We start from the raw sequence: 12,993 nt of genomic DNA, 5'->3' as shown, positions 1-12,993 counted from the left end.
CGGCCCCGGTGCCATTTTACAGGAGGCAAAATATGAAGTGGTTAAAAGCAGTTTATGGCTTTTTATGCCGAGCGGAAGAGGCGGCTGCTATGGCATGCCTGCTGAGCGCGACAATCATATTATGCGCAGGCGCCTTGTGCCGGATTATGGGATTTCCCCTTGCCATGATAAGTGAAATTGCACTCTGCCTCTTTGCCTGGTGTGTATTTCTAGGGGCGGATGCGGCATATCGAAAGAACAAGCTTGTCTATGTGGAACTTGTGATTGACGGGGTGGGGCCTAAGTGGAAAAGAATTCTGTATGGCATCAATTACAGCCTTATTTTTGTGTTTTTGGTATTCTTTACCATGCAGAGCTGGCACGTGGTGGTTTTTTCCTGGGTGAGAAAATGGGCGTCCATACCCACCTTAAGCTATGGCTGGGTAGCGCTCAGTATTCCTGTGGGATGTGCCTTGATGCTGATTACAACGGCAATTCAGTTTCACGCTTATGTGATAAAGGGGGAGCATAAGGTGAGTGAGACGGAAAGCCTGCTTATGGAAGATGAGTTTGAAACGGAGGAAAAGAAGCATGTATGCAGTGAATAAAACACAGGCAGCCATACTGGAGCTGCCAAAGCGGACGGTGCAGGTTTTTGTAGGCGGAGAGGCTTATAAAAGCGAGGAGATGACAATGGGAAAAACCGTTGTTGCGCCCCATACGAATATGGATCCCCATGTGCATGAAAATGAGGAAGAGATTGTTTTTGTAATAAAAGGCAGCGGCGAAGCAATTGTCGGAGGCATAGCGGAAAAAATGGAGCCGGATACGGCCGTTGTTTTCCCAAAAGGGGTAGAGCATACGGTTCACAATACGGGAGATACAGAGCTGGAATTTGTTTTTATGTTTCATCCTGCCTATGATTTCGGCGGGCGCATCTGACAGTCTGAAGTCCGGATTAGAACTGGAGGAGATTTTATGATAGCCGTATTTATTGTATTTATCATTTTATTGTTCCTGGGGCTTCCCGTGGCATTTTCCATTGGCATCTCCGGAAGCCTGTATTTTTTTCAGCATCCGGAAATACCGGTTATGCAGGTGGCTCAGCTGACCCTGTCGCAGATACAAAGCGTAAGCCTCCTTGCTGTTCCGCTTTTTATATTTGCAGGCAATCTTATGAACTTGTGCGGAATTACGGAGAGGCTTCTGGGGCTTGCATCTATCGTGACGCGCCATATGTACGGAGGAATGGCTCAGACAAGCGTTGTCCTGTCTACATTGATGGGCGGAATATCCGGTTCTTCCACGGCTGACGCTGCCATGGAATCAAGAATTCTTGGGCCGGCTATGATCAAAAACGGGTATTCCCGGGGCTATACGGCAGTTGTGATCGGCTATACATCGCTGATCACAAGTACGATTCCGCCGGGAGTAAATCTGATTGTGTACGGAACCACAGGAAGCGTATCGGTAGGACGTATGTTTATGGCCGGACTTATGAGCGGTATTTATATGATGCTTGCTCTTATGATCTGCGTACATATTACGTCAAAGAAGAGAGGATACCGGCCGCCGGACGCAAAAAGGCCGTCTCTTCGTGAAATCGCCCGGGAAGTGAAAACAAGCTTTTGTGCGCTGGTGTTTCCCGTTTTGCTGCTGGCTGGAATCCGTACAGGAATTTTTACCGCGTCAGAGGTGGGAGCGTTTGCCTGTATCTATGCGCTGGTGGTGGGAATCGTGGTATACCGGGAGGTTACCTGGGAAAAAATGCTGGACTGTCTGAGAATGTCTATTATGGACGTGGGAGGAATTATGTTTATGATTTCCCTGACAGGCGTTTTCGGGTATGGAATTCCGGTTGAAAAGATTCCCCAGAAGCTGACAGGGCTTATGCTTTCCATGACAGACAGTTCCACTTTAATTTTAATTATGATTTTAGCGCTGCTGTTTTTGCTTGGAATGCTGATGGACGGCGGTGTGATTGTTCTTTTGCTGACGCCGATGCTTCTGCCTGTTGCCAAAGCCATTGGCCTGGATCCCGTATTTTTCGGTCTTTTGATGTGTACGGTCTGCTGTCTTGGAATTTTAACGCCTCCGGTGGGGGTGGCAATGTATATTGTCTGCGGAAACTTAAAAGTGCCGATGCCGGTATGGATCAAGGAAAGCATACCATTTTTAATTACGGTGGTGCTGGTTCTTGGAACTCTGATAGCATTTCCGCAGCTTGTCACATTCCTGCCTAATATGGTATACGGCTAAGAGGATTGGAAAGGAAAGAGCAGAATGAAAGAGATTCGAGAGCTTGAAAAAAAGGCTCTTCAAATAAGAAGAGATATTATTGAAATGTCTTATAGGTGCGGACGGGCGGCGCACCCGGGCCCGGCATTGTCCTGTGCGGAGATTGTGACAGCTATTTACTTTGGATTTGCCCATATAGACGTACAGTCTCCCTTAAAGGCCGACCGCGACCGGGTGATTTTATCCAAGGGACATGCCTGCCCGGTACTGTATGCGGCTCTGGCGGAAAAAGGTTTTGTGGACAGAGGGGAATTTAAGAATCTGAGACACCCGGAAGGGATTTTACAGGGACATCCTTCTTACAGGAAAACTCCGGGAGTAGATATGACGGCAGGTTCCCTGGGGAACGGTCTTGGAATCGGTCTTGGCATGGCCTATTATCTGAAGCACAAGGGGTACAAGAGCAGGGTTTACGTAATCCTGGGAGACGGGGAGTTAAACGAAGGCACAGTCTGGGAGGCCGTTATGTGCGCTCCTGCCGTAAAAGCGGCAAATCTGACTGCATTTGTAGATGTCAATGGTTTTCAGAGCTGTGGGGCGTGCGGGGACATTCTGCCCCAGCCCAACCTGGAAGAACGGTGGCTGAGCTTTGGGTGGAATGTGCTTTCTATTGACGGAAATGACATGGAGCAGGTGGTGCATGCCATAGAACTGGCGCAGAAATCAGAAGAAAAGCCCACGGTGATTCTGGCAAAGACCGTAAAAGGGAAGGGCGTTGATTTTATGGAAAACGATAACCTGTGGCATCAGCACGTACTGTCAAAGGAACAGTATGAAAGGGCAATGGCAGAATTGGAGGAAAGATAATGGAGAAGGTATTTGATGATATTTCCACACGGGAAGCTTTTGGAGCCGCCCTTGTCCAGCTGGCCCATGAAAATAAAGATCTCATGTACATTGCCGCAGATACCTTGAAATCCGTCGGAGGAAAAGAGATACATAAGAGCTACCCGGACAGGGCTTTGAATGTGGGGATTTCAGAGCAGAATATGATTCTGATGGCAGCAGGTATGGCGGCCAGCGGCGCAAAGGTATTTGCAGCCACTTATGCTGCCTTTGCTTCTATGCGGATCTGCGAACAGATCAGAACCTTTGTGGCTTATCCGGGGCTGGATGTAAAAATAGCTGCCGGTCTTGGCGGATTGAGCGGAGGAATTGAGGGCGTCACCCATCAAGGGACGGAGGACATCGGAATGATGAGGGTGATCCCGGGGATGACGGTTGTCTGTGCCGCAGACGCAGCGTCAACGGTAAAGATAACGAGAGCCATTGCCGAATATGAGGGGCCGGTCTATCTGCGCCTGGGAAGAGACCCGTCCCCGAAGGTGTTTGACGAGAATTACAAGTTTGAATTGGGAAAAGCGAATATCCTGCGTCCCAGTGGAAGAGTGACCCTTCTGGGATATGGTTCCTGTATAGGAAGATGCCTTCTTGCAGCCCGTCTTCTTGAAGAGTCTGGGATCTCATGCGGAGTGATAGAGACGCCGAGCCTTAAGCCTTTTGATAAGGAAGCGGTGATAAAAGCGGCGGAAAAATCGGAGCTTCTGGCAACGGTGGAGGATCACAATATAATCGGGGGCCTGGGCAGTATAGTCCTGGAAACCTTAGCCGAGGCAGGGACAGGAACAAAATGTATACGGATGGGATTGAAGGATGAGTTTGGAACCTCCGGAAATTGTGAGGAGCTGCTGGACTATTATGGAATGAGTCCTGAAAATATCTGCAGGACAATAAAGGAGCAGCTTTGAGCCCGGAGGGATTGGGGAGAAAAAGGAAATGCTTGTTACACTAAAGGAAGTATTGAAAACAGCAGAGGAGAAAAAGGCGGCGATTCCCGGCTTTAATATTGATAATATTGAGACAGTGGAAGCCATTATGGAAGCCTGCGAGGCGGAAGCATGGCCGGTTATTTTAACAGTGGGACAATACGCAGTACGGGCCGGAAAGATGGTTTTTCTGGCGGATCTGGTGAAAAGGATAGGAAATGAAACCAGCCTTCCGGTGGTTCTGCATCTGGATCACAGCGTATGCTATGAACAGGTTATGGAGGCGCTGCGTCTTGGCTTTACCTCGGTTATGTATGACGGATCGAAAAATTCTTTTGATGAGAATGTAAAAGAGAGCCAGGCAGTAATACGGAGCGCCCACGCCGTAGGCGCTTCGGTGGAGTGCGAGCTGGGAGCAATCGGCGGAGTAGAGGACGGAATGAGACACGAGACCTTCAATCTGGTAGATTTGGGCCAGGTGGAAAGCTTCATTTCAAAGGTTCCCTGTGATGCCCTGGCAATCGGTATCGGGAATGCCCACGGCATCTACGAGGGAACGCCGAAGCTTGATTTTGACAGGCTGGCGGCCTGCAGCAGGCTGCACACGCCGCCGCTGGTTCTGCATGGCGGTTCCGGCACCCCGGATGAAATGATACAAAAGGCGGTTGAGCTTGGAATCCGGAAAATCAATGTGGCAACGGAATTAAGACTTGCTTTTATGAAGGGAATCCGCTCGTCCATAGAGGGGGGAGACTTTTATGAGATGTATGCCTCCGGGAAGAAGCATCTTACGGAGCTGGCCCGTCATAAAATCCGGTTATTTAAGAGAGAAATAAAAGGGTAGAGGCGTATGGCACAGAGAGTATTGTGTGTTGGTGAAATGGTTGCAGACTTAATTGCTTATCCAATCGAGGGCGTGGAGCTTAATACGGATTATCATAAGATGGAAAGGTTTTCCGTCCTTCCGGGGGGAGATGCCCACAACAATGCGGTGAATATGGCCAGGCTTGGCAACCAGGTTACTTACATTGGAAGAGTGGGACGGGACGTATTCGGAAACGTATGTGTAGATTCCCTTAAGGCGGAGCAGGTGGATACCTCCCATATTGTCTACTCGGAGACGGCGGAGCAGTCAATATGTCTGATCCTTCTGGGGAAAAATAAGCAGAGAACTCTTTATCAGATGTTTAAAGTGAGCGAGGAGTTTTGCTTTGAGGATGTTGATCTTTCGGTTCTGGATCAGGCAGACGTTCTTCAGATAGGCGGCACATTTCATATGGGCAGCTTTGACGGGGAAGGCGCTGCAAAGCTTCTGAAGCTGGCAAAGGAAAAAGGAATACGGACTTCCATGGATGTTTCCATGGACAGAAGAGGCCGGTGGGGAGACTTGATTGAAGTATGTTACCCCTATCTTGACTATTTTATGCCCAGTGTTGAGCAGGCGGTAGAGCTTACGCACAAGGGCACATGGCAGGAGATGGCGGAGTATCTGCTTGGGAAGGGCGTTAAAAATGTGGTGATAAAGGCAGGGGATAAGGGATCCTATTTTTTGAATGAGTCAGAGGAAATATTCTGCGGATGCTACCACATCCCGGTGGAGGATTCCACAGGCGCCGGAGATGCATTCGTGTCAGGCTTCCTCACGGCTCTGGGAAAGGGATTTTCCCATGAGGAGTGTATGCTGTTTGCCACGGCCTGCTCCGCACAGGTTATCCAGAAGGTAGGGGCTACTACGGGTATGGAGAATTTCAGGGAAATTGTGCGGTTTATGGAAGAGAACGAAAGGGTTGAAATATACAGAAGAGAATGCCATTGAGTTACATATAAAAGCGGCAGCCGCGGCATAAGACGGCAGCCGCTTTTTCGTATAAAAATATGTTTTTCGAATCTTAAGAAGCAGAGATTTTCCCACAGAGCGCCCGGATATACTCCGGATCTGTCCCGCAGCAGCCTCCCAGCACGGAGGCTCCGGCTTTGTACAGGGCTTCCATGTGAACGGCGAATTCCTCCGGCTCCATATGATATACGGCCTCCCCTGTGTCCGTAATCTTGGGCATTCCGGCATTGGGCTTGGCGATAACGGGAATGGACACACGCTTTCGGATCCCGGCAATCACGGCTTCCAGCTGCTCCGGCCCTACGGAGCAGTTGCAGCCTACGGCGTCTGCGCCTACGGCCTCCAGTGCTTCTGCCGCGTCGTAGATATTGCCGCCGAAGAACAGGCTTCCGTCCGATTCTATGGTCAGGCTGCAGAGGACGGGAAGCTCGCAGACTTCTGCGGCTGCGTCTAAGATAACCATGGTTTCATCGGGGGCCATCATGGTTTCTGCCACAAGAAGATCCACGCCGGCTTCGGAAAGATAAGTGATCTGTTCTTTATAGGCTTCAAAGAGTGTATCATAAGGCATTTCGCCCATAGGCTCCATCAGCTTTCCGGTAGTACTGATATCGCCGGCTACCAGCGCTTTTCCTGCCGCCGCTTCCTTTGAAATGCGTACCAGTTCATGGTTCAGCTGCTTTGTCTCATGGGCAAGGCCATGGCTTTTCAGGCTGATGGGATTGGCCAGGAAGGTGGGGGCATAAACGATGTGGGAACCGGCTTCGATGTAGGCCTTCTGCAATTGAATCAGAGGCTTTGGGTGCTCTGCAATCCATTTCTCGGAGCAGATTCCCCGGGGCATGCCTGATTTTAAGAGGTTGGAGCCGGTGGCCCCGTCCAGAATCAGAGGCCCCTGGGCGGTTCGCTGCCTAAATTCTTTTTTTGTCATAGGGATTCCTTTCTTTGTATGGCTGGAATGTACTGGCAGTCTGTATCGGAGATTTTTGCGTATGGTTCTGCGCATGTTCAGTAGGGACTGCCAGTTTCAGTATAATACAGGAGGAAGGCGGGATGCAAGCAGAAGAAAGCTGAACTGTTAAAAATGCCTTTCTTAACGGATTGGAATATGCTATACTTCATTTTAAGAAAATGAACGAAAAGTTATGAGGTTATAAATTATGCTGTATCATTACACGGACTTTGCAGCTTTTGACGGTATTATCCGGTGTGCGGAATTGAGGCTGAATAATATTCTGAATATGAACGACGCTTCGGAAATGAGATTTTTTATGAACGGTTTATGCCGGGCTGTTATGGAACGATTACAGTCAGGCGGAGAGGAAGAGAAGAGCCGTGTCATAGAGGATTTTTTTCGGGGAGAGCTGGAAGAAGAATTTCGTTATTCTGCCTATGCAGCCTGCTTTTCCAAGTACAGAGACGATGCGGCGCAGTGGGAGCGGTACGGACATCTGGGGCAAGGCATCTGCATCGCCTTTCACGAGAACCTGATGCAGAAAATGACAGGCGGAGCCGTATCGCTGCAGACGGTGTATTATCAGAAGGATATGCGTGAGCACCGGCTTGTGGAAGAGTTTTATCAGCTGATGATGGAAGAAAGGAAGTTTTCAGAGATACAGCAGGAGCTGAGAGAGCTTATGAATGATGCATGGATACAGTCGGCAGCTTTTAAGCACCCGTCATTTGCAAGGGAGAAAGAGCGCCGGTTAGTTATCTCCCCCTTTATATTAAATGAATTTGCCGTGGAGCCGAGATACCATGTGTCAGCAGGGAGGATTAAGAAGTATTATCCCCTTGACTTGAATAGAATGTGCGGAAGGCTGGGACTCCATATGTCGGAATTGTTTGGAGAGATCATTATCGGCCCGGCATCCTCTCAATCGATCCCAATCCTGCAGGATTATTTGGTTGACTGCGGGCTGAATGCATTGAAGAATAAGATCAGTATGTCAGACTGTCCGCTCCGGAAGCCGATATCTTAGGGAGAGGTATTGCAAGAAGAAGCGGATTGTGCTAGAATGAATAACCGTAAGTAAGGTAAATGTTCGCGGCTGACATGCCGAAAGGCGTCAGGTGAGGAAAGTCCGGGCTCCATAGGGCAGGATGCCGGATAACGTCCGGTGGAGGCGACTCCAAGGATAGTGCAACAGAAATGTACCGCCAGGCAGCTGGTAAGGGTGGAAGGGCAGTGTAAGAGACTACCGCCTGTCTGGTAACAGACAGGGCACATGTAAACCCCATCCGGAGCAAGACCGAAACGAAACGTAAGCCGGCCCGGCTGTTTCAGGTGGGTCGCTTGACTCTGCCGGCAACGGCAGAGCTAGATAGATGAACATTCACGACATAACCCGGCTTATCGCCTTGCTTACATCAAAATAATTTTGTGTATCCTGCGAAAGATATCATTTGCGGCAGAAAAATTCCTTCCAAGCAGAAAGGCTTTGCATTCCTTTCCGGTTTGGAAGGATTTTTTTAGTATCCGCGCTATTCGTCGTCGCTGTCATCCGGATCAAATTCCGGCATGGCTCCGATATTCTGGGTGTTCAGTGTCCGGCGTTTCAGGCGCTGTTCCTCTGACTGCTCCAGGATAAAGTCTTTTACGGCCCGGGCGTTTTTGATATGCTGAAGCTCAAGCCTTGGATGGGTAATGTCGCCGGTGCTGCACACGACGGTTCCCAGGCCGAAGATCCGCTCAAACAGACTGGAATTGAGGGTGACATCCTGGATCTTGTACATGTAGCAGTCGTTTTCCCGATGATTCAGAAAACCTTCGTTGATGGTCAGGACTTCCGGTCTGACTGTATAGGTGGTGAAGGTCAGGGGTAATCCAAAGAAAACCCATCTTTTTTTCTCTTTAAATTCCATACGTATATCTCCTTTTTTGGCACATTGGTTTCTCTTCCTATTACTATAAATGAAAAATTTCTTTTTTGCAAAATAATTTTGTTGAAATCCACCCGGGTTTGATGTAACATAGTACAAGAATATTTACAGGGGGCTGCTGCAGATAAGCCGTCAGCCCCTTTAGCAACCGGTACGTCCCTGCTTTTGCGTGGGATGGTACTTGACAGATGTGTTTTCACCTAGTGGGAGCCCTTCATGTCTATAGGACTTTTGAAGGTTTTCCGGAAAATGATGGAGGTATTATGAGACATTTGATTAGCCCCTTGGATTTTTCCGTGGAGGAGCTTGGCAGGCTTCTTGACCTAGCCAGAGACATTGAGAAAAATCCGGCAAAATATGCACATGCCTGTGACGGAAAGGTTCTGGCGACTCTGTTTTATGAACCGAGTACCAGGACGAGGCTGAGTTTTGAATCGGCGATGATTCATTTAGGCGGCCAGGTTCTTGGCTTCTCCAGTGCGGCGTCCAGCTCGGCGGCAAAGGGAGAAAGTGTTTCCGACACAATTCGTATGATTTCCTGTTACGCTGATATCTGCGCTATGCGGCATCCCAAGGAGGGAGCTCCCATGGTAGCGACAGCGGTTTCTTCGATTCCTGTGATTAACGCCGGCGACGGCGGACATCAGCATCCCACTCAGACACTTACCGATTTGATGACGATTCGATCTCTCAAGGGGCGTTTGGACCGCTTGACGATTGGCCTGTGCGGAGATCTGAAGTTTGGGCGGACGGTGCATTCTCTGATTAATGCGCTGGTGCGGTATGAGGATATTTCCTTTGTGTTTATTTCACCGGAGGAGCTGCGGATTCCGGGATATATCCGGGAGGATGTGCTGGATGAGAAGGGCGTGCCTTATAAGGAGGTGGAGCGCCTGGAGGATGTGATTGGCGGCCTTGACCTTCTGTATATGACCCGTGTTCAGAGGGAACGGTTTTTTAATGAAGAGGATTATGTAAGGCTTAAGGATTTTTATATTCTGGATAAGGCGAAGATGGATCTGGCCGGGCCGGATATGCTGGTTCTGCATCCCCTGCCCAGGGTAAATGAGATTTCTGTGGAGGTGGACAGTGATCCAAGGGCGGCTTATTTTAAGCAGGTGCAGTTTGGGGTTTATGTGAGAATGGCTTTGATTCTTACGCTGTTGGAGGTGAATGTGTAATGGCTAGTATTTTGAATGTGGGGCGGATTGCGGAAGGGTTTGTGCTGGATCATATTCAGGCCGGGAAGAGTATGGAGATCTATAAGTACCTGAATCTTGGCAAGCTGGATTGTACGGTGGCGATTATTAAGAATGCCAGGAGCGCTAAGATGGGGAAGAAGGACATTATGAAGATTGAGTGTCCCATTGATTACATAGATCTGGAGGTTCTGGGGTTTATTGATCATAATATTACGGTGAATATTGTGAAGGATGAGGAGATTGTGGAGAAGATGGCTCTGACGCTTCCGAAGGAGATTCGTAATATTATACGGTGCAGGAATCCTAGGTGTATTACTTCGATTGAGCAGGAGCTGGAGCAGGTGTTTCTTTTGACGAATGAGGAGAAGGAGATTTATCGGTGTAAGTATTGTGAGGAGAAGTATAAGAAAAAATAGGTGAGTGGGGGACGGACGAGCAGCCGTCGAAAAGCCCTCCGCTATTTCCATATCCTGTGTCCGGACGGTTCTCGTACAGGCTGTCTGCTCTGTACGGACATTGCCCCCCTTTTTTTGATTTGCTGGGTTTTTGTGTTTTGGAGGTCAATGTTCGTCCATATCAGACAGCCTGTGCGCGAACAGCCGGACACTGGATATTGGAAATAGCGGAGGGCTTTTCGGCGGCTGCTCTGGTTTTTGGGGGTGGGAGTTGGGGCTTGCGGAGCGTTTTTGGGTGGTGGGAGTTGGGGCTTGCGGAGCGTTTTTGGGTGGTGGGAGTTGGGGCTTGCGGAGTGTTTTTGGGGGGCAGGGGGTGGTTCTTGTGGAGGGGTGGTGGCGAGGGTGGGGGTTAGTCCTCGCGGAGGGTTAGGCGGGAGAGGAGTTCGTTGGTGATGGTTCCGGCGGCTTGGGCCAGGGGCTCGGCGCGGAGGGTGTGGGGGCCGTCGGTTCCTAGGAGGGTGACGGTGTCGCCGGGGCGGGCGTCGGGGATCTGGGTGATGTCTATGATTATCTGGTCCATGCAGATGTTTCCGATGATGTGGGCTTTCTGGCCGCGGACGAGGACGGGGATCTGCCGGCCGGAGAGGCTTCGGGGCAGGCCGTCGGCGTAGCCGATGGTGACGGCGGCGATGCGCATGGGGGCTTCGGCACGGAAGTTGCGGCCGTAGCTGACGGTTTCGCCTTCTTTGAGTTCTTTGATGACGGCGATTCGGGCGTGGAGGGAGAGGACTGGGCGCAGGGGCAGGCGGTTCATTAGTTCTGGATCGGGGCTGCTGTAGCAGCCGTACATGGCGATGCCAAAACGGGCGTAGCTTAGGGGCAGATCGGGATAGTTGAGGACGCCGTAGCTGCTTTGGAGGTGGAGCCTGCCGGGGTTTAATCCCTGTTCTTTTAGCTGTTCTATGGTTTTGAAGAAGGATGAGATCTGGAGCCGGGTGAAGAGGATGTCTTCCATTTTCTGGCTGTCGGCTGCGCAGAGGTGGGAGTACATGCCTAGGATCTGCAGCTTTTCGCAGGAAAAGAGGGAGGCAAGCTCCTGGATATGATCGGAGCGTTCGCCTAGGCGGTGCATGCCGGTGTCCAGTTTGATGTGGACTTTTATGGGGTAGCAGGCGGCTGCGTTGAGGGCCTGGGCGTGGGCGCAGTCGGCGGCTGTCTGAATGAGATCGTAGGTGGTGAGCAGGTGAACCTGGTGTGGGGAGGTGTAGCCCAGTACGAGGATTTCTCCCTGGATTCCGTGAAGGCGCAGTTCAACGCCCTCCTGGACGGTGGCGACTGCGAAGGCGCGGATGCCTATGTGGTTTAAGTAGGAGGCGGTTGATACGGCGCCGTGGCCGTAGGCGTTGGCTTTCACTACGGCCATGAATTCGCAGTCTTTGGGAAGGAGGCTTTTTAGGGCCTCTACGTTGTATTTTAAGTTTTCATAGTGGAGTTCCCTCCAGGCTCTCCGTTCGGGAAGCAGACGGACGATCATGGCGTCCTGGCTGATTTTTGTGATCATAATAGAAATCCCCCTCTTTAAAAGTAATGGTTATTTGGTTTTGGATTTGGCGGAAGTCTTTTTCCCGGCCTTGTTTTTTTTAGGAAGCATTGTGGAAAGCTTTGTTAAGATCAGCGCCCCGGCAAGGGTGGAGACAGCCACTGCCAGATAATGGAGCAGACTGTTGTCCACGAAAAAGGACAGCCTTGTTACCTTTGCACCGCCTCGCACAAGGATGATAAAGAGAGGATGGAGCAGGTAAATGTATAGGGGCAGATCTTTGGGGAAGGTTTTTCTTTGTTCTCCGGTACAGTCCTCCAACAGGGCGGAAAACAGGAAATACATCACGGGAAGCAGAAAAAGGTACATGCTGTCGTGGCGCTGTGTTTCCATGAGCTTGAGCAGAATTCCTTCACCCAGAAGAAAGCCAAAGGAGACGCCCAGGGCTCCTATGGACAGGGCGAAGGACGGACGGCGCCGTGCGGCTGCGTAACCCAGAAGGAGAAAGACGGGCGTGTAAAAAAGTCCGTTCCTGGTGTATTCAAATATATGAAACAATCCCTGGTAAATGGTATATACAAAGGTTTTTTCCCCTATGAGCCCGTAATAGCTGTCTCCGAATAAGCCGGCCAGATAGAGCAGGACGCAGACAGCGCCTGCAGCCTTAAAGGGCAGGGCGCGCAGCAGCAGGAGCAGGAGGGCAAAGCCAAGGAGCAGAGCGGGAAGATACCACAGGTGGTAGAAGGTTCCGTCAAGAAAAATCATTTTTAAGACAGAGATGATTCCCGCGCCCTTGAAATGCCCGGCATAAATCCCTACAGGAAGGTAAAGCACTACGGAAACCAGATAAATCAGGCCGATGCGCTTTAGGTAAGCGAATCCGTATGCCCTGTCCTCCAAAGCCTTTGGCAGAACAAAGTATCCCGTCACCATGAAGAAGAAAGGAACGGCTGTACGCGCCAGAACCCTTGTGAGGATGTAGTCGGCTTCCGGGCTTAGGGAGGTCAGGGGCGAGGTATGGATGGCAATTACCAAAAAAGCGGCCAGAAGCTTGAACCGGTCAATGGCAGGATAAAAGTATTTTTCCGTCATA

At 50.3% G+C, this 12,993-nt stretch carries 14 protein-coding genes and 1 other RNA gene; 11 read left to right on the top strand and 4 right to left on the bottom strand.

Annotated elements, in window-relative coordinates:
* Positions 1-32: 32 nt before the first annotated feature.
* Genes VV089_RS13935 through VV089_RS13905 form a run of 7 tightly spaced genes read left to right on the top strand, consistent with a single transcriptional unit; the run spans position 33 to position 5,859 of the window.
* A complete protein-coding gene (locus VV089_RS13935; protein WP_334336336.1) occupies positions 33-587 on the top strand; it encodes a TRAP transporter small permease in 555 nt (184 codons plus the stop codon).
* On the top strand, positions 571-921 hold the full coding sequence (locus tag VV089_RS13930; RefSeq protein ID WP_334336335.1) for a cupin domain-containing protein: 351 nt from the start codon (positions 571-573) through the stop codon (positions 919-921). The genes VV089_RS13935 and VV089_RS13930 overlap by 17 nt, the downstream gene beginning before the upstream one ends.
* 36 nt (positions 922-957) lie before the next feature.
* Positions 958-2,238: a TRAP transporter large permease gene (locus tag VV089_RS13925; protein WP_334336334.1), complete on the top strand. Its 1,281-nt coding sequence runs from the start codon at positions 958-960 to the stop codon at positions 2,236-2,238.
* 24 nt (positions 2,239-2,262) lie between these two features.
* Positions 2,263-3,084, top strand: coding sequence for a transketolase (locus VV089_RS13920; protein ID WP_334336333.1), 822 nt, complete (start codon positions 2,263-2,265; stop codon positions 3,082-3,084).
* Complete coding sequence (locus VV089_RS13915; RefSeq protein ID WP_334336332.1) at positions 3,084-4,025, top strand: transketolase family protein; 942 nt, start codon at positions 3,084-3,086, stop codon at positions 4,023-4,025. Before VV089_RS13920 ends, VV089_RS13915 begins: the two co-directional genes overlap by 1 nt.
* 28 nt (positions 4,026-4,053) lie before the next feature.
* A complete protein-coding gene (locus VV089_RS13910) occupies positions 4,054-4,887 on the top strand; it encodes a class II fructose-bisphosphate aldolase (protein ID WP_334336331.1) in 834 nt (277 codons plus the stop codon).
* Between the two features lie 6 nt (positions 4,888-4,893).
* Positions 4,894-5,859: a carbohydrate kinase family protein gene (locus VV089_RS13905; RefSeq protein WP_334336330.1), complete on the top strand. Its 966-nt coding sequence runs from the start codon at positions 4,894-4,896 to the stop codon at positions 5,857-5,859.
* Between the two features lie 73 nt (positions 5,860-5,932).
* Here VV089_RS13905 and VV089_RS13900 read toward each other — a convergent pair whose 3' ends face one another.
* Positions 5,933-6,811, bottom strand: coding sequence for a homocysteine S-methyltransferase family protein (locus VV089_RS13900; protein WP_334336329.1), 879 nt, complete (start codon positions 6,809-6,811; stop codon positions 5,933-5,935).
* Between the two features lie 229 nt (positions 6,812-7,040).
* Between VV089_RS13900 and VV089_RS13895 the strand changes: the two genes are divergently transcribed.
* Positions 7,041-7,862 (top strand): DUF2971 domain-containing protein, encoded by an 822-nt coding sequence (locus VV089_RS13895; protein ID WP_334336328.1) that lies wholly within the window; start codon positions 7,041-7,043, stop codon positions 7,860-7,862.
* A 47-nt stretch (positions 7,863-7,909) separates the two neighbouring features.
* Positions 7,910-8,252, top strand: an RNA gene (gene rnpB, locus VV089_RS13890) — RNase P RNA component class A.
* Positions 8,253-8,364: 112 nt separating this feature from the next.
* On the opposite strand, the gene VV089_RS13885 is transcribed toward rnpB, so the two are convergent.
* Positions 8,365-8,745, bottom strand: coding sequence for a PH domain-containing protein (locus VV089_RS13885; protein WP_172542630.1), 381 nt, complete (start codon positions 8,743-8,745; stop codon positions 8,365-8,367).
* A gap of 281 nt (positions 8,746-9,026) precedes the next feature.
* Between VV089_RS13885 and pyrB the strand changes: the two genes are divergently transcribed.
* Both pyrB and VV089_RS13875 read left to right on the top strand, forming a co-directional pair.
* Complete coding sequence (gene pyrB / locus VV089_RS13880; RefSeq protein WP_172542631.1) at positions 9,027-9,944, top strand: aspartate carbamoyltransferase; 918 nt, start codon at positions 9,027-9,029, stop codon at positions 9,942-9,944.
* On the top strand, positions 9,944-10,381 hold the full coding sequence (locus VV089_RS13875; RefSeq protein ID WP_172542632.1) for an aspartate carbamoyltransferase regulatory subunit: 438 nt from the start codon (positions 9,944-9,946) through the stop codon (positions 10,379-10,381). The genes pyrB and VV089_RS13875 overlap by 1 nt, the downstream gene beginning before the upstream one ends.
* Positions 10,382-10,769: 388 nt before the next feature.
* On the opposite strand, the gene vanT is transcribed toward VV089_RS13875, so the two are convergent.
* Both vanT and VV089_RS13865 read right to left on the bottom strand, forming a co-directional pair.
* Complete coding sequence (vanT, locus tag VV089_RS13870) at positions 10,770-11,921, bottom strand: serine racemase VanT catalytic subunit (protein ID WP_334336327.1); 1,152 nt, start codon at positions 11,919-11,921, stop codon at positions 10,770-10,772.
* A 30-nt stretch (positions 11,922-11,951) separates the two neighbouring features.
* Positions 11,952-12,992: an acyltransferase family protein gene (locus VV089_RS13865; RefSeq protein WP_334336326.1), complete on the bottom strand. Its 1,041-nt coding sequence runs from the start codon at positions 12,990-12,992 to the stop codon at positions 11,952-11,954.
* Between the last annotated feature and the right edge of the window lies 1 nt (position 12,993).

The sequence above is a fragment of the Candidatus Merdisoma sp. JLR.KK011 genome (genome assembly GCF_036941125.1).
Taxonomy (GTDB): domain Bacteria; phylum Bacillota; class Clostridia; order Lachnospirales; family Lachnospiraceae; genus Laedolimicola.
This window is presented reverse-complemented; position numbering and strand designations above follow the sequence as displayed.

What these genes read in the sequence shown, in the direction of transcription:
- VV089_RS13910 (WP_334336331.1), top strand. Translation starts at nt 4,054, where the DNA reads ATGCTTGTTACACTAAAGGAAGTATTGAAAACAGCAGAGGAGAAAAAG.
- VV089_RS13905 (WP_334336330.1), top strand. Translation starts at nt 4,894, where the DNA reads ATGGCACAGAGAGTATTGTGTGTTGGTGAAATGGTTGCAGACTTAATT.
- VV089_RS13925 (WP_334336334.1), top strand. Translation starts at nt 958, where the DNA reads ATGATAGCCGTATTTATTGTATTTATCATTTTATTGTTCCTGGGGCTT.
- VV089_RS13935 (WP_334336336.1), top strand. Translation starts at nt 33, where the DNA reads ATGAAGTGGTTAAAAGCAGTTTATGGCTTTTTATGCCGAGCGGAAGAG.
- vanT (WP_334336327.1), bottom strand. Translation starts at nt 11,921, where the DNA reads ATGATCACAAAAATCAGCCAGGACGCCATGATCGTCCGTCTGCTTCCC.
- VV089_RS13930 (WP_334336335.1), top strand. Translation starts at nt 571, where the DNA reads ATGTATGCAGTGAATAAAACACAGGCAGCCATACTGGAGCTGCCAAAG.
- VV089_RS13885 (WP_172542630.1), bottom strand. Translation starts at nt 8,745, where the DNA reads ATGGAATTTAAAGAGAAAAAAAGATGGGTTTTCTTTGGATTACCCCTG.
- VV089_RS13895 (WP_334336328.1), top strand. Translation starts at nt 7,041, where the DNA reads ATGCTGTATCATTACACGGACTTTGCAGCTTTTGACGGTATTATCCGG.
- VV089_RS13875 (WP_172542632.1), top strand. Translation starts at nt 9,944, where the DNA reads ATGGCTAGTATTTTGAATGTGGGGCGGATTGCGGAAGGGTTTGTGCTG.
- pyrB (WP_172542631.1), top strand. Translation starts at nt 9,027, where the DNA reads ATGAGACATTTGATTAGCCCCTTGGATTTTTCCGTGGAGGAGCTTGGC.
- VV089_RS13865 (WP_334336326.1), bottom strand. Translation starts at nt 12,992, where the DNA reads ATGACGGAAAAATACTTTTATCCTGCCATTGACCGGTTCAAGCTTCTG.
- VV089_RS13920 (WP_334336333.1), top strand. Translation starts at nt 2,263, where the DNA reads ATGAAAGAGATTCGAGAGCTTGAAAAAAAGGCTCTTCAAATAAGAAGA.
- VV089_RS13915 (WP_334336332.1), top strand. Translation starts at nt 3,084, where the DNA reads ATGGAGAAGGTATTTGATGATATTTCCACACGGGAAGCTTTTGGAGCC.
- VV089_RS13900 (WP_334336329.1), bottom strand. Translation starts at nt 6,811, where the DNA reads ATGACAAAAAAAGAATTTAGGCAGCGAACCGCCCAGGGGCCTCTGATT.